Origin of the sequence: Pseudoduganella flava (genome assembly GCF_007830495.1) — a bacterium.
GTDB classification, from domain to species: domain Bacteria; phylum Pseudomonadota; class Gammaproteobacteria; order Burkholderiales; family Burkholderiaceae_D; genus Rugamonas; species Rugamonas flava.
Genome location: NZ_VLKW01000005.1, coordinates 201025 through 225294, shown reverse-complemented (window position 1 = coordinate 225294; position 24270 = coordinate 201025). Strand labels below are relative to the sequence as shown.

The window sequence follows — 24270 nt, the reverse complement described above, 5'->3', positions numbered from 1 at the left end:
CCCGGCTTTTTTCATGCTGCGCCGTATTGCTGCCGCGTGCTACCATTGAAAAGTTTTCTTTTTTATCACAGGAGCACACGATGCCAATTTCGATCCGCCAGACCCTCGCACTCGCCGTGTTCGCGGCCGCCGCCCATGCGCAAGCCGCTGACCTGACGGTGCAGATGCATGCCGTCGACACGACGACGGGCAAGGGCAAGGCACTGGGGTCCATCACGATCGCCGAATCCGCCGGCGGGCTGACGTTTACGCCGTCGCTGACTGGCCTGCCGCCGGGGCCGCACGGCTTCCACGTGCACATGAACGGCAGATGCGAGCCGAACGAGCAGGATGGTAAGAAGGTACCGGCCGGCGCGGCGGGTGGGCATCTCGACCCGCATGGCACCAAGGCGCACCAGGGCCCTGGCAAGGCAGGCCACACGGGCGACCTGCCGGCGTTGCAGGTGGCGGAAGACGGCAGCGCGAAACAGCCGGTGCAGGCACCGCAGCTGAAAACCCTGGCCGACGTGAAGGGGCGCGCGCTGATGATCCATGCCGGTGGCGACAACTACGCCGACCAGCCGGCCCCGCTGGGCGGTGGCGGCGCGCGGATCGCGTGCGGCGTGATCGGCGGCTGAGTACCGTCCACCCAACCAAGCCGGGCGCCGCCCGGCTTTTTTTAAGGGCGCTGTCACCCGGTGACTGCGCCTTTTTATTGCGCGCTCAGCGCAGCCAGACGAGGTTCGCGAAGATCCGCTTCAAAGTACTGGAGTAGCTGGGCACCGGCTGCGGCGCACTCTGGCTCGGTGCCTCGGCGGGGCGGCACGGCACGGCGTTCTGGCAGCCTGGGGCGGCGCTCTGGGGGATGGGCTTGTACATGTCGCGCTCCTTTTGCGGATTCTTGCTGTAATCGAAGGCGGCTACCGCTGATAGCCGCCGGGTGAGGTATATTCTCCGCTGGTGCCACGATGTGAACAAACGAGTAATTTTGTGGGGAAGGCCAAGTTATCCTTATGCTAGATGGCGGTTCGAGAACCCTGCGCAGCCTGTCAGGCCTGATCGATTTCGATTGCGCGGCGCGCTGGGGCAGCTTTACCCTGGCGGCCCAGGAGCTGCACAAGACGCCGGCCGCCATCAGCCTGCAGGTCAAGCAGCTGGAGGAGGTGATGGGGTTCGCGCTGTTCGTGCGCCACCCGCGCCACATCACGCTGACGGAGAAGGGACAGGAGCTGGCGATCACGGTGGCGCGGCTGCTGAAGGAACTGCGCACCAAGGTCGACGCGCTGCGCGGCGGCGACGAGGAACACGTGCTGCGCATCTCGACGACCCATTCGTTCGCGCTGAAGTGGCTGGCACCGCGCCTTGGGCAATTCACGCAGCTGTATCCGGAGATCGACCTCCAGCTCGATTCGAGCGAGCGGCTGGTGGACGTCGAGCATGGCGACGTCGACGTGGCGATCCGCCATGGCGTCGTGGCCGAGCACCCGGGCATGCTGTTTCACGAACGGATGGTCGTCGTGTACAGCCCGGCGTTGCTGGCTGACGGCCAGGAAGAGCTGACGCTGCCGGACCTCGGCCGGCATCCGCTGCTGTATGACGACTCGACGCAATTCTGGGCGCAGCTGCTGCGCGCCTACGGCGTGCTGGAGGGCGAGTTCGAGTTCTCGCGGGGCTTCACGAACATGGCCGTGGCCACGCAGGCGGCCGTGGCGGGGCAGGGGATCGCATTGGTCACGTATTCGATCGCGCGCGACGACCTCCACCGCAGCGCGCTTCGGCTGATGCGTGGACTCAGCATCCCTTATCCGCGCAGCTACTTTCTTGTCATTTCCAGCCGCAAGGCGCAGCGCGAGAAGGTGGTGCGCTTCCGCGGCTGGATCGAAGAACAGATGGCGGCCATGCAGCGCGAGTTGGATGAGCTGACGGCCACCACCCCTTGATGCCAAGGCGGCTCACGATGTGCTGCCGCTAGCCGCGCGACCTAGCTACGACGTCGCGCCGCGATGCCTACCGCCACCAGGTCGGCGCCCAGTAGCCAGGCCGCGGCTGGTTCCGGGACCGGTGGGGGAGAAATTTCAAAACGGGTCTGGTCGGTCCACAGCCACGTCACGCTGGTGCTGCCCCAGGGCGAGTAGCCACCGAAGCTCACTCTATCGCCGGCCACCATGGTGTAGGAGCTGTATGAGATCTCGTCCTCGTACACGATGTTCGCCCTGAAGGAGAGCTGGCCGCGGTGCAGGTCATAGCTAAAGCCCGTCAACGTGCAAAAGCGATTGGGGTTGCAAGCACGCGGATCCATCAGGTCGGGGAACTCGTCGACGGAGAAGCTCATCAGCTCGGACTGTTGCAGGACGCCATTTGCATCGATGTCTTCGCCGACGAAAGTGCCGCGGTAGTTCCAGTCGGCGACAAACTGCCCGGTCTCCGCATTCTCGAAGCCGGTGTAGCGGAACGTCCACCTGGTTTCCAGGGCGCTTGCGGCTCCCGCAGCGATGCACAGACCCACGGCGCATAAAGTCGTTTTGAGCATGTGTCACTCCTGATCGAAAAGTTACGTTGATCAAAAATTAACTTGAGCGCCAATTGTAGTGGACTGGCAGGTAGAAATGGGATTTCGGTCGAACGATTTTTGCCCGAAGCCTGGCGCAATCGGTAACGGGGATGGCGTCTTCGCCAGCGCTGGCGGCCGGCAGCCCATCAGATCTTTGTTGATGACGCGCCGCGGGCGGCGAACCAGGCGGTCATCGCAGCCGCGAGTGGCAGCGCAAGGAGGGTGCTTTCGCAAGGAGGCAGATGACCGGGAACTGGATGAGTTGGCCGTGTCGCCCGTGACACCGCGGCACCGCCGGCACGAAACGCCCGGTGCCGGCGATGCTGCCGGGTAGTGCTCAGCGGCGGCGTCGCGCCGCCACGCCTACCGCCGCCAGGCCTATGCCCAATAGCCAGGCGGTCGCAGGTTCCGGCACCGGTGCCGGCGTGATCTCGAAGCGGGTCTGATCGGTCCACAGCCACGTCACGCTGCCGCTACCCGTGGGGGTGTAGCCGTCGGCACTCACGTAACTCCCCGCCACGATCTCGTAATGGCTCGCGGCTGCCTCGTCCCGGTACACGGTGCTCGCCGTGAAGGTCAGCTCCCCGCTGCGCAGGTCATAGCTAAAGCCGGTCAATTCACACGAGTTGTAGATGGCTTTGCACTCGTCGGGACCTATCAAGTCTCGGCTAGAGTCTACCCAGAACCTGCTCAGCTCGGACTGTTGGAGGACGCCATCCCCGTCGACGTCTTTCCCGGAGAAGGCACCAAGGTGATGCTCTGTGGCGACAAATTGCCCGGTCTCGGCTCTCTGGAATCCCGTATAGCCGAACTGCCACACGGTATCAGCTGCGCTTGCCGTTCCAGTGGCGACGCACAGCGCGACAGTGCCCAGCAGTTTTTTAAGCATGAGTAACTCCACTTTGAGAAGTTTATGTTAAAAAAAAGTAAATGCGCCCGTATTGTAGCGTGCCGATGCGTAGAGGTGACGTTACCAAATGCGTAGAGAATGGTGGCGCCGTGCAGCATTCCGGCCGACGCGCATAAAAAAAGCGCTCCACACGGGAGCGCTTTCTTGTGCCGGGCGAGACGGCTTACTGCACCTTGGCCTTCTTCACCAGCTCGTCGCGGTAAGCGGCGATCTTGCGCTGGGTCAGGCCTTGCTCGATCTGGCCTTTGACTTCTTCCAGCGTCGGGAACTTCGCGGCGCGCGAGCCTTCCAGCTTGATCACGTGGTAGCCGAACTGCGATTGCACGGGCTTCTCGGTGATCTGGCCATCCTTCAGTGCCACCATCGCGTCGGAGAACGGCTTGACGAAGTTGGACGGGCTGGCCCAATCCAGGTCGCCGCCGTTGGCTGCCGAACCCGGGTCCTTCGACTGCTTGGCCAGGTCCTCGAACTTGGCGCCGCCTTTCAGCTTGGCGATGATGTCCTGCGCTTCCTTCTCGGTCGCAACCAGGATGTGGCGGGCGTGGTATTCCTTGTCGCCGTTGGCTGCCTTCGCCTTGTCGTACTCGGCCTTGATTTCGGCATCCTTGACCGGGTTCTTCTTCACGTAGTCGGCCAGCATCGCATTGATGACGATGCTCTGGCGGGTGTTTTCGAGCGCCTGCTTGACGTCCGGCTTGTTGCTGTAGCCTTGCTTGTCCGCTTCCTGCACCAGCACTTCGCGGGCGATCAGGTCTTTCTTGATCGCGTCGCGCAGTTGCGGGCTGTCCGGCTGCTTGCTTTGCGCGGTCACGGTCTTGACGGCGGCTTCCAGGCGCGATGCCGGGATCGCTTTGCCGTTAACGGTGGCCATGTTCTGAGCGAACGCCGGCGCGGCGGCGATGGCGATCAGTGCGGTCAACAGGCGGGCTGGCTTCAAAATCATTATCACGTCCTATAAAAAAACTTCAGATCGCCCCTCGGGGCGGAGAATCCGACCAGAGCCGGCGCCGGGCGCCGGCATCCGGGCAATTTACTGGATCTTTGCCTTCTTGACCAGCTCTTCCTGGTAAGCCTGCAGCTTGCGCTGCGCGAGCGCTTCCTCGATCTGCGGCTTGACTTCTTCCAGCGTCGGCAGCTTCGCCGCGCGCACGTCGTCCACCTTGATCACGTGGAAGCCGTTCTGCGTCTGCACCGGCTTCTCGGTGACCTGGCCCTTTTGCAGGCCGACGAACGCCTTCGAGAACACTTCCGGGAATGCGGACGGGGTTGCCCAGTCCAGGTCGCCGCCGTTATTGGCCGAGCCGGTGTCTTTCGACTGCTTGGCAAGGTCCTCGAACTTGGCGCCGCCTTTCAGCTTGGCGATGATGTCGTTGGCTTGCGCTTCCGTCTCCACGAGGATGTGGCGCACGTGGTATTCCTTGTCGCCCGTCTCCTTGACGAAGCGGTCGTACTCGGCCTTCACGTCGGCGTCTTTGACGGGATTCTTCTTCATGTAGTCGCCGATCATCGCCTGCACCACGATGCTCTGGCGCGCATTCTCCATCTGCTGCTTCACCTCGGCGCTTTTCGCGTAACCCTGCTTTTCCGCCTCCTGCATCAGCACTTCGCGGCTGATCAGTTCCTTCTTGATCGCGTCGCGCAGTTCCGGGCTATCCTTTTGCTGGCCCTGAGCGACCACCTGCTTGACGATCGCGTCCACGCGCGTGGTAGGGATGCCCTTGCCATTGACGACGGCGATGTTCTGTGCAAATGCGGGGGCGGCCGCGACGGCGAGCGACGCAACCAGAATACGGGCAGCAAGGGCAGAACGGGCTGGCTTGAGAGTCATTATTATTTCCTACGGGAAAAGTTCTTGTAAATCGCGGGAAGAGAAGGGACTTAAGACGCGGAGTGGCCTCTGCAATTCATTCGTACCAAAACATCACGCACATCATTCAAGTGAATCAGATTTCCGATGGAGCCACTGCGGTGATGGCCAATGCATGAATTTCTTTATGCATCATATCGTGCACGGCATCATACACCAGACGATGGCGCGTGACGAGGTTCAGGCCCGCGAATTTCGCTGAGGAGATCCTTAAGCGGTAATGGCCCCCGCCGGAGGCGGCGCCGGCATGGCCGGCGTGCAGTGCCGACTCGTCCTCGAGGACGATGTCGGCCGGACCGAACGCGGCCAGCAGGCGCTCGCGGATTTTATCGAGGCGCGGATCGCTCATGCTTCATCCTTGATATGTTTGGCCAGATAAAAACCCTGGGCGACAAAGAAAGCCAGCATCAGGCCGGTAACGCCGAATGCCTTGAAACTCACCCACGCATTCGTGTCCGCCTTGAACAGCACGAATGCCACGAACAGGTTCAGCAGGCCGAGCGCTATCCAGAACATGATCCAGGCCGTGTTCAGCCGGTGCCAGATCTCGTCCGGCAGGCCGATCTGCTTTTCCATCGCGGCACGAATCAGGTTCTTGCCGAAGAAGCGCTGTGCGACGATCATCGCGATCGCGAAGCTCCAGTAAATGATCGTCGGTTTCCACTTGATGAAGTCGTCGTCGTGGAAGTAGATCGTCAGGCCGCCGAAGAACAGGAACACGACCATCGACACCCACAGCGCGCCGTCCACCTTGCGCCGGCGCAGCAGCAAATAGCCGATCTGCAGGGCGGTGGCGACAATACCGGTGATCGTGGCCACGATGATCGGCGCCTGGCTGGCCGTGATCGCGCCGCCGGAAATGATGCCGGACAGGTGGCCGTTGACCAGCGCCTGCGCCATCTCCTCGTTGCTGCCGGCCCATTTATAGCTGCCGAAGAAAACCAGCAACGGGAATATATCGAACAGGAATTTCATCATGGTTATTCAGCTTCCGGAGTAAAACGCAGCGACGCCGAATTGATGCAGTAACGCAGACCCGTCGGCGGCGGGCCGTCCGGAAATACATGCCCCAGGTGGGCATCGCAGACGGCGCAAATGATTTCGGTGCGCAGCATACCATGGGAGCGGTCGATTTTCTCGATCACATTGGCGGGATCGAGCGCTTCAAAATAACTAGGCCAGCCGCAGCCGGAATCGAATTTCGCGTCCGAGCGGAACAGCGGGGTATTGCAGCACACGCAGGTGTAAATGCCGCGCTCGTGATGGTCCCAGTATTTGCCGGTGAACGCGCGTTCCGTCGCGGCGTGGCGGGTGACCTGGTATTGCATCGGATCGAGTTCGGCGCGCCATTCGGCGTCCGATTTCACTACTTTCTTCGTTGGATTGCTCATGGCTCGCTTCGTTCGTTATGCTTGGTTCGTTCGTTGTGCTTGGTTAGTGCGTTGCGCTTCGTTGGTCAGGAGGAGCAGCTCACTTCCACTTCGGTCGCCCAGTCCGGCGGCAGCGCGGCATACTGCTCGTGCTCCGGTTGCTCGTCGAACGGCCGCTGCAGCACCTTCAGCAAGCGCTCCACCTCGGAGAAATCCTTGTGCTGTGCCTTTTCGATCGCCACCTGGGCAAGATAGTTGCGTAAAACGTACTTGGGATTGACGCCGTTCATGGCAACGCGGCGTTCCGCGTCGACGCTGCCTTCCGCGCGCAGCCGTTGCCGGTACTTGCCCGCCCATGCGTCGAAGGCCGGCCGGTCGATGAACAGGTCGCGCAGCGGCTCGTCGCCCGCATCCGAGGCGGCGTGGACGCCGGAGAGGCGGCGGAAGAACAGCGTGAAGTCGGTGTGGTTCGCTTGCAGGATGCCGAACAGCTCGTCCAGCAGCGCGCGGTCCTCCTCCCGTTGCTCCTTCATCCCGAGCTTCGCGTGCAGCAGCTCGTCGACCTTGGTGCCGAACGCGCCCTGGTAGACGTCCAGCGCCTGCTGGGTGGCTTCGACGCTGCCGATCAGCGGCACCAGCGCCTGCGCCAGCGCATAACAGTTCCAGTGGCCGATCTGCGGCTGCATCGCGTACGAATAGCGGCCCTGCTGGTCGGTGTGGTTGCAGATGTGCTGCGCGTTGAACGCTTCCATGAAGCCGAACGGGCCGTAGTCCAGCGTCTGGCCGAGGATCGACATATTGTCGGTGTTCATCACGCCATGCATGAAGCCGACTGCCTGCCAGTGTGCGATCAGGGTGGCGGTGCGGCGCGTGACTTCTTCCAGCATTGCCGCGTAGGGATTGTCCTCGTCGCGCAACTCCGGGTAGAAGCGGTCGATGACGTAGTCGGCCAAGACGCGCAGGCGCGCTTCGTCGTTCCGATAGAACCAGTGTTCGAACGAGCCGAAGCGCACGAACGTGGGCGCCATCCTGACCACGACGGCGGCCGTCTCGATCGTCTCGCGCACGACGCCGTGGTCGCTGCCGATGACCGACAGCGCGCGGGTCGTCGGAATGCCCAGCGCATGCATCGCCTCGGAACACAGGAACTCGCGGATCGACGAGCGCAGCACGGCGCGGCCGTCACCCATCCGCGAATACGGCGTCAGGCCGGCGCCTTTCAGCTGCAGCTCCACGGGGCCCGCTTCGGTCGCCACATCGCCCAGCAGGATCGCGCGGCCGTCGCCCAGCTGCCCGGCCCAGACGCCGAACTGGTGGCCCGAATACACGGCAGCCAGCGGGCTGGCGCGGTCCGGCACGCGGTTGCCGGCCAGGACGTCGATCGCGTCCGCGTCCAGCTGCGCCGGGTCGAGCCCGATCAGCCGGGCCGCATCCTCGCTGACGCCGACCAGGTAGGGAGCGGGCAGCGGCGTGGGCATCAGCCTGGTGAAGAACTCGGGCGGCAGGGCCGCGAACGAATTTTCAAAGGGGAGGGTGAGGGCAGCGATGGCGGTTCCTGACGATGAAAGAAGGTTATCAGAAGCGGATTTTACCGCAGGCGGCCGGAACACAGCGGACGGTGGCGCGCGAAATAGCACGGTCGAACTATTGCAGCGTATTGTGCGGTATAGTGGATGGATTCCCTGACAACTTACAAGAGGAAACGAGACATGAGTGCGGATTACGTAGTCCACGGCGACGTCGCCGTCATCACGCTGAACAACCCGCCCGTCAATGGGCTGGGCCTTGCGACGCGCACCGCGGCCGTCGACGGCCTGCGCCGCGCGCAAATGGATGCCAACGTGAAGGCCATCGTCATCACGGGGGCCGGCAAGGCATTTTCCGGCGGCGCCGACATCCGTGAATTCAATTCGCCGAAGGCGCTGACGGAACCCACGCTGCACACCCTGATCCGCACCGCCGAGGAAGCGGTAAAACCCGTGGTCGCCGCGATCCACAGCGTCTGCATGGGCGGCGGCCTGGAACTGGCGCTCGGCTGCCACTACCGCGTGGCGCTGCCCGGCGCCCAGATCGCGCTGCCGGAAGTGAAGCTTGGCCTGCTGCCCGGCGCTGGCGGCACGCAACGCCTGCCGCGCGCGCTGGGCCTGGAGCCTGCGCTGAAGATGATCGTGACGGGTAATCCGGTACCGTCCGAGAAGCTGCCGGCGTTGTTCGACGAAGTGTATGCCGCCGGCACCGACCTGGTTGCCGCGGCGGTTGCCTTCGCCGAGCGCATCGCCGACGTCCGCCCGTTGCCGAAGGTACGCGAGCGCAAGGTGGACCACCCCGACCTGGAGGCGTTCCTGCGCAAGACGCGTGAAGAAGTGCTGGCCACCTCCGCCCGCTTCCCGGCGCCGGCCGAATGCGTCGACACGGTCGCCGCGTCCGCGACGATGCCGTTCGAGGACGGCCTGAAGTTCGAACGCGAGCGCTTCATGCACCTGATGGGCACGACGGAATCGAAGGCGCTGCGCCATGCGTTCTTCGCCGAGCGCGAAGCGGCCAAGGTGCCGGACGTCCCGGCCGATACGCCGCAACGCCGCATCGCCCAGGCCGCCGTGATCGGCGCCGGCACGATGGGCGGCGGCATCGCGATGAATTTCGCGAACGCAGGGATTCCCGTGACGGTGCTGGAGACGAAACAGGAAGCGCTGGACGCCGGCATTGCGAAGATCCGCGCCGTCTACGAGGCGTCGGTCGCGAAGGGCAAGCTGACTTCCGAGCAGCTGGCGCAGCGCATCGCGCTGATCACGCCCACGCTGCGCTACGAGGACGTGGCGCAGGCCGACATCGTCGTCGAGGCGGTGTTCGAGGAGATGGCCGTCAAGGAAGCCGTGTTCCGCAAGCTGGACGACGTGATGAAGCCGGGCGCGATCCTGGCAACCAACACGTCGACGCTGGACGTCGACCGCATCGCAGCGTTCACGCGCCGGCCGCAGGACGTGATCGGCACGCATTTCTTCAGCCCGGCCCACGTGATGAAGCTGCTGGAGATCGTGCGCGGCAAGGCCACCGGCAAGGACGTGCTGGCGACCACCCTGGCGCTGGCGAAGAAATTGAAGAAGACGGGCGTCGTCAGCGGCGTTTGCGATGGCTTCATCGGCAACCGGATGATCGAGCAGTACGTGCGCCAGGCGGGCTTCCTGCTGGACGAAGGCTGCCTCCCCGAGCAGGTGGACCGGGCGATCGAAGCGTTTGGCTTTGCGATGGGGCCGTTCCGGATGGGCGACCTGGCCGGCAACGACATCGGCTGGGCGATCCGCAAGCGCCGCCAGGTCGAGCAGCCCGGAATGCGCTATTCGAAGACGGCCGACCTGCTGTGCGAAATGGGGCGCTTCGGCCAGAAGACGGGCGCCGGCTGGTACGACTACCCGGCCGGCCAGCGCACGCCGCAGCCGAACGCACAGGTCAACGACATGATCGTCGCGCACTCGCAGGCGCTGGGCATCGCGCGGCGCGATATCGGCGACGACGAGATCGTCGAACGCCTCGTCTACGCGCTGGTCAACGAAGGCGCGCGCATCCTCGAGGAAGGCATCGCGCTGCGGGCGTCCGACATCGACATGGTCTACCTGACGGGCTACGGCTTCCCGCTGTTCCGCGGCGGGCCGATGTTTTATGCCGATACGGTCGGCCTGCCCAACGTGCTGGCCGCGATCGAGCGCTTTGCGGCCGGGCGCAATGGCGAAGCGTGGCAGCCGGCGCCCCTGCTGGCGCGACTGGCCGCGGCGGGCAAAGGCTTCAACAGCAAATGAGCACGCGCTGACACCGGTCGGCGGATGCGTCAGGCGATCGCCTTGCGCATCCGCGCCAGCGGCACCTTGACGCTGCCGGGCAGGTCGATCTCGAACTCCTCGACGCTCTGGTAGCCGACCGAGCGATACAATGGCACGCCCGGCATCGTCGCCGCCATCTCCAGTGCCGTGAAGCCGGCCTGCGCCGCTTCCGCCTCGCAATGGCCGATCAGCATCGTGCCCAGGCCCTGGCGGGGCACGGACGGATCAACGAAGAACGCGCGGATGCGGCCCGGCTGCGTGGCCGGATCGAGCAGCGGATCGGCATCGGCCTTCATGCGGTCGGCGCCGAACAGCGTGGCGCGCTTGCTCCAGCCGCCGCAGGCCAGCAGCGTGCCATCGCGTTCGATGACGAAATACGTGCCATCCTTGAGCAGCTGAGTATCGACGCCGAACACGTGCCGGGTCACCGCCGCGGCCTGTTCGTCCGTATAAAAGCCTTTGCTGAGGGCGATGCCGGAACGCGCGATCAGCGCCTCCATCGCCGGCAGGTCGTCGAACGTGGCGGTGCGCACCTGCACCGTTGGCCCGAACACGAAGCTGGCGTTGGCGATGCGGCCATCCTTCACTTCATACAACCCCATCAGCTCGACGCGGGTCGTACCGCTGAACACGTATTCATGGTCGATCACCGTGTCGCCCAGCACGGTGCGGCGCAGCAGCCGCGCCCGCGGTTGCGATTGCGCGAACCGGTTGGCGAAGCGCTCGCGGATCGCGGCCGTACCGCGTGCCAGCAAGGTGGCCGGGTGCTGGTACTGGCAGGCGTCGTCGGCATAGATGCGGCACAGCGCGTCGACGTCGTGTGCGTTGAATGCGTCCAGCTGCGCCTGGACGACTTGTTCGGGGCTCTGGTTCATCGGCGGTTCGGCGTCAGGATCGTCGGCAGCGCCTTCGGCAGCGTGCCAGGATAGTCGCGCGAGTAGTGCAGGCCGCGGCTTTCGCGCCGCTGCAGCGCGCTGTTGACGATCAGCGCGGCCACGTCCACCAGATTGCGCAGTTCCAGCAGGTCGGCGGTGATGCGGAAGTTGCGGTAGTACTCGTCGATCTCTTCCTTGAGCAGCGCGATGCGGTGCTGCGCGCGTTCCAGGCGCTTCGTCGTGCGCACGATGCCGACGTAGTTCCACATGAAGCGGCGCAGCTCGTCCCAGTTGTGGGCGATGACCACTTCCTCGTCCGCATCCGTGACGCGGCTTTCGTCCCAGTCAGGCAGGTACGGCGTGCCGTTCTTGTCCTGGGCCAGGATGTCCTGGGCACAGGCACGGCCGATGACGACGCATTCGAGCAGCGAGTTGCTGGCCAGCCGATTGGCGCCGTGCAGGCCCGTGCACGCCGTCTCGCCGACCGCGTACAGGCCGGGCAGGTCGGTGCGGCCCAGCATGTCGGTGACGACGCCGCCGCACGTGTAGTGCGCCGCCGGCACGACGGGAATCGGTTCCTTCGTGATGTCGATGCCCAGTTCCAGGCAGCGCGCGTAGATGGTGGGGAAGTGCTCGATCAGGAATTCGGCCGGCTTGTGGCTGATGTCCAGGTGCACGTAGTCCAGGCCGCGCTTCTTGATCTCGAAGTCGATCGCCCGCGCGACGACGTCGCGTGGCGCCAGCTCGGCGCGCGGATCGTGCGCCAGCATGAAGCGCTGGCCGGCGGCGGCGCCCGCCTCGGGCGGCAGCTTCAGCAGGCCGCCTTCGCCGCGCATCGCCTCGGTGATCAGGAACGATTTCGCATACGGGTGGTACAGGCAGGTCGGGTGGAACTGGATGAATTCCATGTTGGCGACGCGGCAGCCGGCGCGCCACGCCATCGCGATGCCGTCGCCGCTCGCGGTGTCCGGGTTCGTCGTGTACAGGTACACCTTGCCGGCGCCGCCCGTGCACATCACCGTGTGTTCGGCGGCGACCGTGTGTACTTCGCCGGTGCGCACGTCCTGCACGTACAGGCCGTGGCACTTCGGCTGCGCGTTGCCGTGCACGGGGCGGGGCCCAAGCTTGTCCGACGTGATCAGGTCGATCGCGCAATGGTGCTCGAACAGGCTGATGTTCGGATGCGCGCGCACCTTCGATTCCAAGGTCACCTGGACGGCGTGGCCCGTCGCATCGGCCGCATGGATGATGCGGCGCTGGCTGTGGCCACCTTCACGGGTCAGGTGGAAGCCCAGTTCGGCGCTGGTGTCGCGGGTGAACGGCACGCCTTGCTCGATCAGCCACTCGATCGCCTCGCGGCCATGTTCAACGATGTAGCGGGTGGCGCCTTCGTCGCACAGGCCCGCGCCGGCGACGAGCGTGTCGGCGATGTGCTCGGCATGGCTGTCGCCCGAATCGAGCACGGCGGCGATGCCGCCCTGCGCCCAGTTGCTGGCTCCATCCAGCAATTCGCGTTTGGAGATGATGGCAACCCGGCGCGTTTGCGCAAGGTGCAATGCTACCGACAGGCCGGCCAACCCGCTGCCGACGATGGCGACGTCAAATTTCATGATGAGTCAGATTCATTCACGGTAAAGAAGCAAGACTATAGACCATTTGCAAACATGCGTCATGCCCGGGGCCGTTTTGCGACCGCTCAAGGCTGAGGCGGCAGCAGTCCGGCATCATGGCTGAGCCATCGGCAGCACGATGGCGGGACGCCCACCGGACGGGCGAAGGAGCCTGACCGTGATCCGGATCTTCAATCATTACGTCTCGCGCACTGGTTTCATCCTGTTGCTGTTCGAGATGCTGATCCTGCATGCCGCCGCCAGCGCGACGGTGCTGTTGTGGGGCATCGCGCCGCGCAATCCCACCAACGTCTACTTGTCCGGCCTCGTGTTCGCCCTCGTGAACGTGTTTGCGATGAGTGCGCTGGGCATGTACCAGCAGCAGTTGCGCGAGGACCTGCGCTCGATGGCGGCGCGCATTGCGCCGGCGTTCGTGCTGGGCTTCCTGTTGATGGCGGTGCTGGCGCAAGTCCTGCCGGCGGCCCGCTTCGCCGGCGCGGGTGGGGTCGGCTTCGTGCTGGGCGGCGCCTGTGTGCTGCTGACGCGCGTGCTGCTGTTTACATCTTCCCAGTCGAACATCCTCGTCGAGCGCCTGATCCTCGTCGGCGACGGCGCACTGGCGCGCGAATGCCTGGAGCTGGCCGCGAGCCGGGGCGGACCGCGGCGCTTCGACGTGGTCGGCTGCGTGCCGATGCCCGGCGAGGTGCGCTGCGTGCCGGCGGCCAAGGTCCTGCCGCCCGGCGAGTCGCTGCTGTCGCTGGCGCGGCGGCACGGCGCCAGCGAACTGGTGGTGTCCGTCAGCGAGCGGCGCAGCGGCGCGTATCCGGTACGCGAACTGCTCGATTGCGCGCTGGGCGGCGTACGCGTCACGGATGCGGCTGCGTTCTTCGAGCGGGAGGCAAGCCAGATCCGCGTCGATTCGCTGCAACCGAGTTACCTGATCTACGGCGGCGGCTTCGACCAGAGCTTTTTCCGCGCCTTCGTCAAACGCTCGTTCGATCTGGTGGCCAGTGCGGCCATCTGCGCGCTGACGCTGCCGGTGATGTTCGTCGCCGCGCTGTGCATCGTGCTGGAAGATGGCGGCCCGGTGATCTTCCGCCAGGAGCGGGTCGGCAAGGATGGAAGGCTGTTCCAGGTGCTGAAGTTCCGCAGCATGGGCACGGACGCGGAGCGCGACGGCCAACCGCGCTGGGCGAGCGCCGGTGATCCCCGCGTCACGCGTGTCGGGCACTGGCTGCGCAAGTTGCGCATCGACGAACTGCCGCAGATGATCAACGTGTTCCGTGGCGAGATGAGCTTTGTCGGTCCGCGGCCGGAGCGCGCGTACTTCGTCGAGAAGCTGGGGCGGGACATCGCCTATTACGACGTGCGCCACAGCATCAAGCCGGGCATCACGGGGCTGGCGCAGGTGCGCTACCAGTATGGTGCGTCGGTGGACGACGCCGTGCGCAAGCTGCAGTACGACTTGTATTATGTGAAGAACAACAGCCTGTTCCTGGACCTGCTGATCCTGATCGACACCGTGCAGGTCGTCCTGTCGGGCAAGGGCGCCAGGTAATGGAAGCGACCGCGCTGGTGGCCGGCGTCAGCCACGGCATCGGGGCCGGCGCCTTTGCCGCATTCGCATTGCTGCTGGTTCTTGGCCGGCGCACGCGCGGCCAGCACCGCGTGCTGCTGCTCGCATGCCTGCTGACAGCGGCGTGGGCGGCCAGCGTCGCGTTCCACGGCTGGCAGGTGTCGGGGCTGGACATGGCGCAGTTGTCGCGCGTGCTGGAAACGCCGCGCACGGTCGGCTGGCTCGTGTTTCTGCTGCTGTTGCTGGTGCCGGCCGGCTTGCCGGTAAGGCCGTTGTTCGGCGTCGTCGCCGTGCTGGCGACGGTGCAGTTGGCGACGGGCGAGCTCGTCACCGGTACGGCGCTGCTGCCAAACGCACTGCAACCGGCCGACGCGGAGCCGGCCGCGCTCGCGGCGATCGCCAGCCGTCTGCTGCTTGCCGTGCTGGGCATCCTGCTCGTCGAACAGCTGTACCGCAGCACGCCGGTGCGCGAGCGCTGGGGCATCAAATATGGCTGCCTGGGCCTTGGCACGCTGTTCGTCTACGACTTCTACCTGTACAGCGATGCGCTGCTGTTCCGCCGCATCCAGCCCGATATCTGGGCAGCGCGGGGCCTTGTCGACGCCCTGTGCGTGCCGCTGCTGGCGATTGCCGCGGCGCGCAATCCCGGCTGGAAGCTGGGCCTCGCGCTGTCGCGCAAGATGATGCTGCGTTCCGCTGCGCTGATCGGCTGCGCGCTGTATCTGTTTGCGATGGCGGCCGGCGGCTGGTACCTGCGGCGCGTTGGCGGCGCGTGGGGCCCGGTGATGCAGCTGGCCTGCCTGTCCGGTGCCGCGCTGCTGCTGGTCGGCGTGCTGTTCTCCGGCACGGCACGGGCGCGCCTGCGCGTCTTCGTCAGCAAGCATTTTTACCAGACCCATTTCGACTACCGCGACGAGTGGCGCCGTTTTACGCATGCGCTGTCGGCCGGTGGCGAGACGCCCGGCGAGCGGGCGATCCAGGCGGTCGCCGCGCTGGTGGAAAGCCCGGCCGGCGCGCTGTGGATCTGCCGCGATGGCGAATTCCGCCCGGCCGCCCAATGGAACGTCCCGCCGCAGTCGGGCTGGGAGCCGGAGGGCAGTCCGTTCTGCCGGCTGCTCGAGGAACGCCAATGGATCGTCCAGCCCGGCGACGGCGATGCCGTCCCGCCGCCGCCCTGGCTGCACGGCATTCCCGGCTTGTGGCTGGTGGTACCGCTGACGCTGCAGGGGCGGCTGTTCGGCTTTGTCGCGCTGACGACACCCCGCACCGACGTCGCGCTGAACTGGGAAGTGTTCGACCTGCTGCGGCTGGCCGGCAGCCAGGCCGCCAGCTGCCTCGCCCATGGGGAGCTGGCCGATCGGCTGGCCGTGGCGCGGCAATTCGAGTCGTTCAACCGCATGTCGACGTTTGTCGTGCACGACCTGAAGAACCTGCTGTCGCAGCATTCGCTGCTGCTGGCGAACGCGGAGCGCCACAAGGCCAATCCCGCCTTCCAGCAGGACATGCTGGAGACGCTCGCGCACTCGGTCAGGAAGATGACGGCGCTACTGCAGCGGCTGTCGCGCGCCGAGCACAAGGATATCATGGTGCCGGTACCGCTGGCCGACGTCGTGCGCAACGCGGCGCGCGGCTATGCCACTGCGCAGCCCCGCCCATCCGTCGTGATCGACGACGCCGAAGCTTGCGCGCTGGCCGATCCGCAGCGACTCGAGCGCACCTTGGCGCACCTGGTCCAGAACGCCGTGGATGCGACGCCGGCCGATGGCGAGATCGCACTGATCCTGCGGCGCCAAGGCGCCAGCGCGGTGATCGAAGTACGCGACAGCGGCGTCGGCATGACGGAGGCGTTCGTCCGCGAGCGGCTGTTCCGCCCGTTCGAGACGACCAAGACGGCGGGCATGGGCATCGGTGTGTATGAAAGCCGCGAATACATCCGCGAGCTGGGCGGGCGGCTGGACGTGGAAAGCCGGCCGGGGCACGGCAGCACGTTCCGGATCGTGCTGCCGCAGTGGCAAGGGACGGCGCGCGGCGCCGCATTGGAACGAACGGAGGCGAACGATGCCGAAGCGTAAATTGTTGGTCGTGGAAGACGATGTTGGCCTGCAGAAGCAGCTGCGCTGGAGCCTGGACGCGTACGACGTCCTGGTCGCCGGCGACCGCGAGAGCGCGCTGACCTTGCTGCGGCGGCACCAGCCGAGCGTCGTCACGATGGATCTCGGCCTGCCGCCGGACGCCGACGGTGCGTCCGAAGGGCTTGCGCTGCTGCAGCAGGTGCTGGCGATCGCGCCGGATACGAAGATCATCGTCCTGTCCGGAAACAAGGACCGTGCCAATGTGTTGAAGGCGATCGGCATGGGGGCTTACGACTTCCACCAGAAGCCGTTCGATGCGGACCTGCTGGGTCTGGTGATCGAGCGCGCGTTTTTCCTGTATGGGGTCCAGCAGGACAACCGGCGAATGCTGCAGACCGCGGCCGATTCGCCGCTGGCCGGCATCATCAGCCGCGATCCGGGCATGCTGAAGGTGTGCCGCAGCGTGGAGAAGGTGGCGCCGTCGTCGGCGACCGTGCTGCTGCTCGGCGCTTCCGGCTGCGGCAAGGAGCTGATCGCGCGGGGCCTGCACCGGCTCTCGGCGCGCCACGACAAGCGGTTCGTCGCGATCAACTGCGCGGCGATTCCCGAGCACCTGCTGGAAAGCGAGTTGTTCGGCTACGAGAAGGGCGCGTTTACAGGCGCCGTGCGGCAGACGCCGGGCAAGATCGAGCTGGCCCAGGGCGGCACGTTCTTTCTTGACGAGATCGGCGACATGGCGATGGCGCTGCAGGCCAAGCTGCTGCGTTTCCTGCAGGAGCGGGTGATCGAGCGTGTCGGCGGGCGCAGCGAAATCCCGGTTGACGTACGCATCGTCTGCGCGACGCACCGCAACCTGAAGGCGCTGGTCGACGAGGGAACCTTCCGCGAAGACCTGTTCTACCGCCTCAGCGAGATCGTGCTGATGATCCCGCCGCTGCGCGACCGTGTCGGCGACACCGTGCTGCTGGCGCAGCACTTCAAGAACCGCTTCTGTGCCAGCGAAGGCCGTTCGACGATGCACTTTTCCGCGGATGCGATGAAGGCGATCGAGGCCTATACCTGGCCTGGCAACGTGCGGGAAATGGAAAACTGCATCAAGCGCGCGGTGATCATGGCGGATGGCACGCAGATCACAGCAGCCGATCTCGGCCTGCCTGAAGGGGCGCCGACCGAGGAGAGCATCGACCTGCGCACGGCGCGCGACGCGGCCGAGTATTGCGTGATGGTCAAGGCGCTGGCACGGTCAGGCGGCAACATCGCCCGCGCGGCCGAGCTGCTCGGCATCAGCCGCCCGACGCTGTACGACCTGATGGCACACCACGGGATCAAGTAGCGTCGGGCGCGCTCATCCGGCACCCGGCAGTTCAGTTCTGCCACTGGCCGGCGGCGACCAGCTTGTTCTTCAGGCCAGGCAGCGGGAAGCCCAGCTCGTAGGCAAGCTTGGCGGCCTCGCGGGCTTTGGGATAGTCCTGCTTGAGGACATACACGAGGCCAAGGTTGTACTGGTTCGTCGCGTTGCGCGGTTCCAGCCGTGCCGCCTCTTCCAGTTGCGCCAGTGCCGCATCCTGCTGGCCAAGGGCGAGCAGGTAGCTGCCGAAGATCGCGCGCACCCGCGCATCGTCGGGGCGGTAGCGGATCGCGCGGTCGAAGTAGCACTCGATCGTGTATTTCGATCCCTTGGGCCGGGAGGACTTCTCGCGCAGGGCCAGCCGCGACAGCGACGTCAGCGCCCGGTGATGGTTGGGGAAGTGCTCCAGCGTATAGCCGATGTCGCCGCCGATATAGCCGGACTGGCCACGCTCGAGCCGTTCTACCTGCGGCGTGAAATGGAAACGCTCGACGACGTCGAGACGCGAGCGGTGCTCGGGATTCGTGTAGTCGCCGCCCGTGATGGTGTTGTTGAACGGCGGGCAATCGTCCGCGGCAAGCGCCAGGCCGGGCAGCAGCAGGGCGAGCATCAGGATTTTCCGGTGTGGCATACGACCTCCGTAACGGGTGAACGTTCCAGCACGTCGGTGTCGAAACGCAGCTGTGGACAGGTGCCAGGGCCCAGCGAGACATGCAGGTACGGCGCGAGCGTGGCGACCATGCACTGATAGCGGCCGATCGTCACGAACGTGGCGCTGCCCATGCGTACGGTACCGAGCCGGGCGTGCGCACGCAGCGAATGGGCGTTGAATGCGGAAATGCGGCTGCAGGTCCAGCGCACACCGCGCGCATGCAGGCGGAAGTGGGCTTCCTCCCACAGCCGGCAAAAAGTCGGGCCGAGGCGCAGGTGGGGCTGCACGAACACGTCGTAGTCCCACGCCGAATACGGCGACGTGAGGCAGTAGCGGACCCGTACTTCGTCCTCCCGGTAGGCGCCGAACTGGTACCACAGGAAGCCCGCGAGTTCGTCGCCGCGCCACGCTGCCAGACTGTGGCCGCCCTGGCGGAAGCGCTCGGCGAGCACGTCGCGCGGCCGCGGATAGCCCCACGGGATATCGGCAAGCATCGCCAGCGGCCGGACCTGGATCGCCTTGCCCCAGCCGCTGCGCTGCGGCGTGGCCGCCACCCGCTGGGCGACGAAGTAATAGCGGTGCAGCCGGATGCCGCAGTGCGCTGCGAGCCGTGCGAAGCAGTAGAGAAGGGCGTTGAACCAGCCCAGTTCCACGGTGGTTTGAAGGAAGCGATTGTTCATCGCTTCATTAAACCTCCGGCCTGCGGCGCGGTATTTGTCCCGACTCAACCGTAGCGGCGCGCGTGGCGGCCGGGTGCCGGATTTGCGACAGGCGGGTGGTCCGGACACCGGGGTGGGCCTGGACCGCGGCGCGGGTGGCCATGATGGCCGCCATCAGGTAATACGGCACGTCCCAGTACAACAGGCTCAGAAACGCACCGCCGACCGCGAAGCCGATCAGGCTCGCCTGGATCATCGCGGCCAATGAGCCTGCCCATTGCAGGTCAGCGTGACCGCGGCTGTGGCGGACGATCCACGCGGCCGAGCGCCACGTGAAAAACCCCAGCAGCAGGTAGAGGCCGAGCCCGATGAAGCCATGTTCTCCCATCGCCTGGAAGTAGATGCTGTGCGCGGCATGTACGTCCGCGGGATTCGGCGCGTACATCGCGAACGTCATCGGCTCGTACATCGCGTAGCCGCCGCCGAAGAACCGGTCCTTCGCGAGGTTGTAGGCCATCTCCCAGGCATTGAGCCGGCCCATCGCGGACTGGTCGGCGTGGTATTCCGTGATCGTGTCCATCCGCGCGCTCCATTGCTGGGGCATGAACAGCAGGGCGAGCGGCACGAGTAACGTCAGCAGCGCGGCGCCCGCCAGCTTGTGCCGGCTCTTCTTCCACATGAACGCCAGCATCGCGACGATCGCCAGGACCCCGCCGCGCGAGTAACTGCCCAGCGCCGCCAGCGCGCACAGCGCCATTGAAGCAAGCATCAGCTGACGCATCCAGCGCTTCGGCAAATCCTGCATCAGGTAGTACATCAGCGGGATCGTCATGATCAGCGCGAGCGCAAGCGCATTGTTGTCGCCGATGAACGTGCCGAGCGGGCCCCACACGCGGTCGTTTCCGCCGCTGCGGATCGTGAAGATGCCGCCCTTGACGCCGTAGTAGCCGAGCGAGATCACCAGTACCCAGATGAGCTTGCGGACGTCGTCGCGTTTGCGCACCACCATCATGACGACGAACGTCATCAGCATGATCTTCATGACCTTGCTCCACTGGTCGAAGGCCGCATGAGGAAACAGCGCAAATGGTGTCGTGATGTTCATCCACAGCACGAAGAACATCAACGTGACGCTGATCGGTGTCATCGCCAGCGTGTTTTTCTCCCGCGACTTCAGCACGCTCAGCAACGTGGTCGCGGCGATCAGCTGGGCAAACGGAAAGGTGGTGGCGAATCCCCAGCCTTGCGTGTGGGGATTCATGACGCTGATCCAAACCCACATCAGGCCACCGACGACGGGGCGCTGCAGCGCGAACGGCAGGCCGGCAAACACGAGCAGGGTGACGAGGATATCGCGCATGGCTGGCTTGTTGACGGGCCTCAACGAAAGGGAAAGGGCCGCCGGTACACTGGTTCAGCCTGGCAGTCCATCTTAAGTCACGGGAGAAACGCCCTTGTTGACCGTTCTCATGGCGACCTACAACGGCGCCGCCACCTTGCCCAAGGTGCTTGATGCGTACTGCCGGCTGATCGCGCCGCGCAGCGGCTGGCGCGTCGTCGTCGCGGACAACGGCAGCACGGACGGTACCCGTGCGCTCCTTGCCACCTATGCCGACCGCTTGCCGCTGTGTGTCGTGAGCGAGCCACGGCGCGGCAAGAATGTCGCGTTGAACGCTGCGTTGCTGTGCGCGCTGTCGGGCGACGATCAGGCGGGGTTGTTCGTCTTCACGGACGACGATGCGACACCCGATCGCGACTGGCTGCTGCGGCTCGAGGAAGCCGCCTGGACCCAGCCGGACTACGACATCTTCGGCGGCGCGATCGCACCCGACTGGGCGACCGAACCGCCGGCATGGCTCGTCCGCCTGGTACCGCTTGGGCTCACGTTCGGCATCACACCGCCCGACACGCCGGAAGGTCCTGTGTTCGCAGGACTTGTCTGGGGCGCGAACATGGCGATCCGCCGCGCGCTGTTCGCGCAGGGATTGCGCTTCGACGAGGCGATCGGTCCGACGGCCGGCGCCTATGCGATGGGCAGCGAGACCCAGCTGACGCGTCACCTCGCCGATATCGGGCATCGCGCGTGGTTTTGCCCCGGCGCCCGGGTGGCGCATCATATCCGCGCGGCGCAGATGACGCGTGAATGGGTGCTCGAACGGGCGTTCCGTTTTGGTCGCGGCAAGTTCCGCCAGGAGTGTCCGGGACGGTTTCCCGAATGGTTCGGCGTGCCGCGCTGGATGTACGCCCGCTACGCCCGCGAAGCGCTGGGCCTTGCCGGTGCCTGGCTGCACCGGGACGCCGACGGACGATTCCAGCGGCGCTGGGAGCTGGCCTACCTGCGCGGCCATTTCCACGAGGCGTGGCGCGGCACGAAGGCGGTCGGCAAGCGCCGCGTGCTGATCACCAGCTATTCAGGTGAGCTGGGTGGCATGGAGCTGCGGATGGCGCAGGAAGCACGGTTCCTGCGCGCGGGCGGGTACGACAGCATGCTTGGCATCCGTGCATTTCCGCGCAGCGAGGAGTGGGCGGAAGAGTTGCGCGCCCGCCGGGTGCCCGTCACCCGCTTCGATCCACCGCCGGTGCTCGAGGACTGGCAATGGCGACGCGTGAACAAATGGCGCGCGCTGTTGTGGGGCCGCCCGGCGCTGCGCCGGCACCGGGCCGACCTGGTGCACGTGGCATTCTGCTGGAACACCTATGGCGCGACCGCATTGTGGCTGGCCGGACGCTGCGGGCTGCCGGCCGTCGTCAGCGTGCACAACACGTTCCCGCCGTGCGAATTCGGCGCCTGGCACCACCGGCTGCTGCGCGAAGCCTTCGCCACGGTACGCGGCATCTATGGCGCCACCGAGTCCGCATTACAGCACTTCCTGGTGCTGTACAAGCCTTACCTGCGTGCCGATGTACGGCTGGCCGTGATCCCGAACTGCGTCGATACGGCGCGCTTCCAACCCTCGCCCGCCATGCGCAGTGCAGCCCGCGAGCGCTGGGGAGTGCCGTCGGACGCGCTGGTCATCGGTTCCGTCGCGCGGCTGTCGCCGCAAAAGCGCCCCGAGGCGCTGGTCACGCTGTTGCACGCATTGCGCCCGCGGTTCCCCAACCTGTTCCTCGTGCTGGCCGGCGCCGGGCCGCTGGAGGCGGCGGTACGCCGGCACGCGGCGGCACTGGGCGTCGAGCGGTACGTCATCTTCGCCGGCTACCAGCAGCGCGTCGAGGAGCTGATCCCGGCGTTCGACCTCCATTTGCTGCTGAGCCGCCGCGAGGGTTTCGGCATCGCGACGATCGAAGCGCTGGCGTGTGGCGTGCCGGCGGTCGCTTCCGACGTGCCCGGCAACGCCGACGTGCTGGCCGGCTGCGCCGGTGGTGAGCTCGTCCCGCTGGACGACGAGGCTGCCGTCGCCGGTACGGTCGCCGCGCTGCTGGCCGATCCGGTGCGGCGCGAACGGATGGGGAAGGAGGGCAGGGAGGATGTCGTCCGCCGGTTCGCGGCGACCCACGTCCAGGCGCTCGTGCACGAGTTTTATCGGGGCCTGGTCTGATGAGCGCCGCGCGCCGGTCGCTGCTGGTGTCGTTCGGCGAACGGTACACGGCGCTGCTGATCGGCACGGCGGGGACGATGATCATCGCGCGGCTGCTGCCGCCCGCGGAAATCGGGGTGTTCTCGATCGGTGCGGTACTGGTCGGCCTGGCGCAGGCACTGCGCGACTTTGGGGTGGGGCAGTACGTCGTCTCGGCGCCCGCGCTGGAGCGGGCACAGCTGCGGGCGGCGCTGGGCGTCTCGTTACTGGCCGCGTGGTCGCTGGCGGCGCTGGTCGCGGTGCTGGCCGCGCCGATGGCAGTCTTCTACGGTGAGCCGCGGCTGCAGGACGTGATGCGCCTGCTAGCGATCAATTTCGTGCTGGTGCCATTCACGTCGCTGACGCTGTCCTGCCTGCGGCGCCAACTGCGCATGTCGGCCATCTACCTGATCAATACGTCGCACAGCCTGACCCAGCTGACCTGTACGGTATGGCTGGCCACGCGCGGTTTCGGCTGCCTCAGCCTCGCATGGGGTACGGTGGCGGCCGCTATGGTGGCGATCGTCGTCAGCCTGCCGTTGCGGCCGGCAGGCCTGCCGTGGCTGCCGTCCTGGCGTGGCGCGCGCGCAGTGCTTGAATTCGGCATGTATGCAACGGGCGGCAACCTGATCGACGAAGCCGGCGTCGCCGCGCCCGACCTGGTCATCGGCAAGCTGCTGGGCCCGGAATCGGTGGCGATGTTTGGCAAGGCGCAGGCCTTGCTCAACCTGTTCAACCAGGCTGTCACCAGCGCGATCTCGCCCGTCCTGCTCCCGTTGTTCGCGGCGGACGCCCGTGCGGGGCGCGATCCGCGCCATGGATATCTCACGACGGTAGCGTGCGTGACCGCGGTGGCGTGGCCATTTTTTACATTGCTGGGCTTGCTGGCGTTGCCCGTCCTCCGGCTCGTGTACGGCGAGCAATGGGACTCCGCTGCGCCGTTGATACGCATCATGTGTTGCTCCGCAGCGCTGTATAGCATGTTCAGCATGGCTCGCTATTTGTTCATCGCAACAGGACACGTACGCGACCAGGCCCGGCTGGATACCTGGGCCGTGGCGGTCCGCGTCGGCGTGCTCGTACCCGCCGCCGGGCTGGGGTTGCGGTGGGTGGCCGGGGCGGTCGTCGTTGGTGCCGTGTTCCGCTGCTGGTTGACGGCGCGCTACCTGGCCCGGTTGGCCTGCGTCGACGTGACGGCGCTGGCCAGGGCCGTCGCGCGCAGTGGGGGATTGACGGCATTGACGGCACTGGCGCCCGCCGCGGCGCTGATGTCGATGCGCCCGGGGACCGCACAGGTATTGGCGGCGGTCGCCGGAGCAATACCGCTGTGGTTTGCCGGTGTCGTGCTGTTCCGGCATCCGCTGGCGGAGGAACTGGAGCTTGCATGGCGCAAGGTCCGTCGTCGCGATGCAGTTTGAGAGGGAGGTTC

At 65.8% G+C, this 24270-nt stretch carries 22 protein-coding genes; 8 read left to right on the top strand and 14 right to left on the bottom strand.

The genetic code is table 11. The features are described from left to right. Positions 1-80 precede the first annotated feature (80 nt). On the top strand, positions 81-617 hold the full coding sequence (sodC, locus tag IP92_RS15015) for a superoxide dismutase family protein (RefSeq protein ID WP_145876266.1): 537 nt from the start codon (positions 81-83) through the stop codon (positions 615-617). A gap of 85 nt (positions 618-702) precedes the next feature. Here sodC and IP92_RS29905 read toward each other — a convergent pair whose 3' ends face one another. After that, entirely contained in the window at positions 703-858 is a 156-nt protein-coding gene (locus IP92_RS29905; protein ID WP_158206644.1) for a hypothetical protein, read from the bottom strand. A 134-nt stretch (positions 859-992) separates the two neighbouring features. Between IP92_RS29905 and IP92_RS15010 the strand changes: the two genes are divergently transcribed. Beyond that, positions 993-1919 carry a LysR substrate-binding domain-containing protein gene (locus IP92_RS15010; protein ID WP_145876264.1) on the top strand — a complete coding sequence of 309 codons (927 nt, stop codon included), beginning with the start codon at positions 993-995 and terminating at the stop codon, positions 1917-1919. A gap of 41 nt (positions 1920-1960) precedes the next feature. On the opposite strand, the gene IP92_RS15005 is transcribed toward IP92_RS15010, so the two are convergent. From IP92_RS15005 to IP92_RS14970, 8 genes are all read right to left on the bottom strand, one after another. Next, the gene (locus tag IP92_RS15005; protein ID WP_145876262.1) at positions 1961-2509 is read right to left on the bottom strand and encodes a hypothetical protein; all 549 of its coding nucleotides are present in this window, start codon (positions 2507-2509) and stop codon (positions 1961-1963) included. A 358-nt stretch (positions 2510-2867) separates the two neighbouring features. Then, the gene (locus tag IP92_RS15000; protein ID WP_145876260.1) at positions 2868-3419 is read right to left on the bottom strand and encodes a PEP-CTERM sorting domain-containing protein; all 552 of its coding nucleotides are present in this window, start codon (positions 3417-3419) and stop codon (positions 2868-2870) included. A gap of 184 nt (positions 3420-3603) precedes the next feature. Further along, a complete protein-coding gene (locus IP92_RS14995) occupies positions 3604-4383 on the bottom strand; it encodes a peptidylprolyl isomerase (RefSeq protein ID WP_145876258.1) in 780 nt (259 codons plus the stop codon). An 87-nt stretch (positions 4384-4470) separates the two neighbouring features. Continuing rightward, on the bottom strand, positions 4471-5268 hold the full coding sequence (locus IP92_RS14990; RefSeq protein WP_145876256.1) for a peptidylprolyl isomerase: 798 nt from the start codon (positions 5266-5268) through the stop codon (positions 4471-4473). A 115-nt stretch (positions 5269-5383) separates the two neighbouring features. Continuing rightward, positions 5384-5656, bottom strand: a complete 273-nt coding sequence (locus IP92_RS14985; protein WP_145876254.1) for a BolA family protein — start codon at positions 5654-5656, stop codon at positions 5384-5386. Next, positions 5653-6282, bottom strand: a complete 630-nt coding sequence (locus IP92_RS14980) for a septation protein A (protein ID WP_145876666.1) — start codon at positions 6280-6282, stop codon at positions 5653-5655. The genes IP92_RS14985 and IP92_RS14980 overlap by 4 nt, the downstream gene beginning before the upstream one ends. Before the next feature lie 5 nt (positions 6283-6287). Next, a complete protein-coding gene (gene msrB / locus IP92_RS14975) occupies positions 6288-6698 on the bottom strand; it encodes a peptide-methionine (R)-S-oxide reductase MsrB (RefSeq protein ID WP_145876252.1) in 411 nt (136 codons plus the stop codon). 65 nt (positions 6699-6763) lie between these two features. Further along, the gene (locus tag IP92_RS14970) at positions 6764-8224 is read right to left on the bottom strand and encodes a protein adenylyltransferase SelO (RefSeq protein ID WP_145876664.1); all 1461 of its coding nucleotides are present in this window, start codon (positions 8222-8224) and stop codon (positions 6764-6766) included. Between the two features lie 162 nt (positions 8225-8386). On the opposite strand from IP92_RS14970, the gene IP92_RS14965 reads away from it, so the two are divergent. Further along, positions 8387-10471, top strand: a complete 2085-nt coding sequence (locus IP92_RS14965) for a 3-hydroxyacyl-CoA dehydrogenase NAD-binding domain-containing protein (RefSeq protein WP_145876250.1) — start codon at positions 8387-8389, stop codon at positions 10469-10471. A gap of 29 nt (positions 10472-10500) precedes the next feature. Here IP92_RS14965 and IP92_RS14960 read toward each other — a convergent pair whose 3' ends face one another. Both IP92_RS14960 and nadB read right to left on the bottom strand, forming a co-directional pair. After that, positions 10501-11367: a GNAT family N-acetyltransferase gene (locus IP92_RS14960; protein WP_145876247.1), complete on the bottom strand. Its 867-nt coding sequence runs from the start codon at positions 11365-11367 to the stop codon at positions 10501-10503. After that, positions 11364-12977, bottom strand: a complete 1614-nt coding sequence (gene nadB / locus IP92_RS14955) for an L-aspartate oxidase (RefSeq protein WP_145876244.1) — start codon at positions 12975-12977, stop codon at positions 11364-11366. The genes IP92_RS14960 and nadB overlap by 4 nt, the downstream gene beginning before the upstream one ends. Positions 12978-13155: 178 nt before the next feature. On the opposite strand from nadB, the gene IP92_RS14950 reads away from it, so the two are divergent. The 3 genes from IP92_RS14950 to prsR are packed head-to-tail and all read left to right on the top strand — an operon-like array spanning position 13156 to position 17958. Beyond that, positions 13156-14535, top strand: coding sequence for a TIGR03013 family XrtA/PEP-CTERM system glycosyltransferase (locus IP92_RS14950; RefSeq protein ID WP_145876242.1), 1380 nt, complete (start codon positions 13156-13158; stop codon positions 14533-14535). Continuing rightward, positions 14535-16625, top strand: a complete 2091-nt coding sequence (prsK, locus tag IP92_RS14945) for an XrtA/PEP-CTERM system histidine kinase PrsK (protein WP_145876240.1) — start codon at positions 14535-14537, stop codon at positions 16623-16625. The genes IP92_RS14950 and prsK overlap by 1 nt, the downstream gene beginning before the upstream one ends. Continuing rightward, positions 16612-17958: a PEP-CTERM-box response regulator transcription factor gene (prsR, locus tag IP92_RS14940; RefSeq protein WP_145876238.1), complete on the top strand. Its 1347-nt coding sequence runs from the start codon at positions 16612-16614 to the stop codon at positions 17956-17958. The genes prsK and prsR overlap by 14 nt, the downstream gene beginning before the upstream one ends. A 31-nt stretch (positions 17959-17989) precedes the next feature. Here prsR and IP92_RS14935 read toward each other — a convergent pair whose 3' ends face one another. From IP92_RS14935 to IP92_RS14925, 3 genes are read right to left on the bottom strand one after another with little or no spacing between them, the layout of a single operon-like run. Beyond that, entirely contained in the window at positions 17990-18604 is a 615-nt protein-coding gene (locus IP92_RS14935; protein ID WP_145876236.1) for a tetratricopeptide repeat protein, read from the bottom strand. Next, positions 18583-19305 carry a GNAT family N-acetyltransferase gene (locus tag IP92_RS14930; RefSeq protein ID WP_145876235.1) on the bottom strand — a complete coding sequence of 241 codons (723 nt, stop codon included), beginning with the start codon at positions 19303-19305 and terminating at the stop codon, positions 18583-18585. The genes IP92_RS14935 and IP92_RS14930 overlap by 22 nt, the downstream gene beginning before the upstream one ends. Before the next feature lie 7 nt (positions 19306-19312). Continuing rightward, positions 19313-20644 carry a putative O-glycosylation ligase, exosortase A system-associated gene (locus tag IP92_RS14925; RefSeq protein WP_145876233.1) on the bottom strand — a complete coding sequence of 444 codons (1332 nt, stop codon included), beginning with the start codon at positions 20642-20644 and terminating at the stop codon, positions 19313-19315. A gap of 94 nt (positions 20645-20738) precedes the next feature. Between IP92_RS14925 and IP92_RS14920 the strand changes: the two genes are divergently transcribed. Both IP92_RS14920 and IP92_RS14915 read left to right on the top strand, forming a co-directional pair. Then, entirely contained in the window at positions 20739-22823 is a 2085-nt protein-coding gene (locus IP92_RS14920; RefSeq protein WP_229418797.1) for a glycosyltransferase, read from the top strand. After that, on the top strand, positions 22823-24259 hold the full coding sequence (locus IP92_RS14915; protein ID WP_145876231.1) for an oligosaccharide flippase family protein: 1437 nt from the start codon (positions 22823-22825) through the stop codon (positions 24257-24259). The genes IP92_RS14920 and IP92_RS14915 overlap by 1 nt, the downstream gene beginning before the upstream one ends. The last annotated feature ends 11 nt before the right edge of the window (positions 24260-24270 follow it).

Excerpts from the sequence above, each read along its gene's own strand:
- sodC (WP_145876266.1), top strand. The coding sequence starts at position 81 with ATGCCAATTTCGATCCGCCAGACCCTCGCACTCGCCGTGTTCGCGGCC.
- IP92_RS29905 (WP_158206644.1), bottom strand. The coding sequence starts at position 858 with ATGTACAAGCCCATCCCCCAGAGCGCCGCCCCAGGCTGCCAGAACGCC.
- IP92_RS15010 (WP_145876264.1), top strand. The coding sequence starts at position 993 with ATGCTAGATGGCGGTTCGAGAACCCTGCGCAGCCTGTCAGGCCTGATC.
- IP92_RS15005 (WP_145876262.1), bottom strand. The coding sequence starts at position 2,509 with ATGCTCAAAACGACTTTATGCGCCGTGGGTCTGTGCATCGCTGCGGGA.
- IP92_RS15000 (WP_145876260.1), bottom strand. The coding sequence starts at position 3,419 with ATGCTTAAAAAACTGCTGGGCACTGTCGCGCTGTGCGTCGCCACTGGA.
- IP92_RS14995 (WP_145876258.1), bottom strand. The coding sequence starts at position 4,383 with ATGATTTTGAAGCCAGCCCGCCTGTTGACCGCACTGATCGCCATCGCC.
- IP92_RS14990 (WP_145876256.1), bottom strand. The coding sequence starts at position 5,268 with ATGACTCTCAAGCCAGCCCGTTCTGCCCTTGCTGCCCGTATTCTGGTT.
- IP92_RS14985 (WP_145876254.1), bottom strand. The coding sequence starts at position 5,656 with ATGAGCGATCCGCGCCTCGATAAAATCCGCGAGCGCCTGCTGGCCGCG.
- IP92_RS14980 (WP_145876666.1), bottom strand. The coding sequence starts at position 6,282 with ATGAAATTCCTGTTCGATATATTCCCGTTGCTGGTTTTCTTCGGCAGC.
- msrB (WP_145876252.1), bottom strand. The coding sequence starts at position 6,698 with ATGAGCAATCCAACGAAGAAAGTAGTGAAATCGGACGCCGAATGGCGC.
- IP92_RS14965 (WP_145876250.1), top strand. The coding sequence starts at position 8,387 with ATGAGTGCGGATTACGTAGTCCACGGCGACGTCGCCGTCATCACGCTG.
- IP92_RS14960 (WP_145876247.1), bottom strand. The coding sequence starts at position 11,367 with ATGAACCAGAGCCCCGAACAAGTCGTCCAGGCGCAGCTGGACGCATTC.
- nadB (WP_145876244.1), bottom strand. The coding sequence starts at position 12,977 with ATGAAATTTGACGTCGCCATCGTCGGCAGCGGGTTGGCCGGCCTGTCG.
- prsK (WP_145876240.1), top strand. The coding sequence starts at position 14,535 with ATGGAAGCGACCGCGCTGGTGGCCGGCGTCAGCCACGGCATCGGGGCC.
- prsR (WP_145876238.1), top strand. The coding sequence starts at position 16,612 with ATGCCGAAGCGTAAATTGTTGGTCGTGGAAGACGATGTTGGCCTGCAG.
- IP92_RS14935 (WP_145876236.1), bottom strand. The coding sequence starts at position 18,604 with ATGCCACACCGGAAAATCCTGATGCTCGCCCTGCTGCTGCCCGGCCTG.
- IP92_RS14930 (WP_145876235.1), bottom strand. The coding sequence starts at position 19,305 with ATGAACAATCGCTTCCTTCAAACCACCGTGGAACTGGGCTGGTTCAAC.
- IP92_RS14925 (WP_145876233.1), bottom strand. The coding sequence starts at position 20,644 with ATGCGCGATATCCTCGTCACCCTGCTCGTGTTTGCCGGCCTGCCGTTC.
- IP92_RS14915 (WP_145876231.1), top strand. The coding sequence starts at position 22,823 with ATGAGCGCCGCGCGCCGGTCGCTGCTGGTGTCGTTCGGCGAACGGTAC.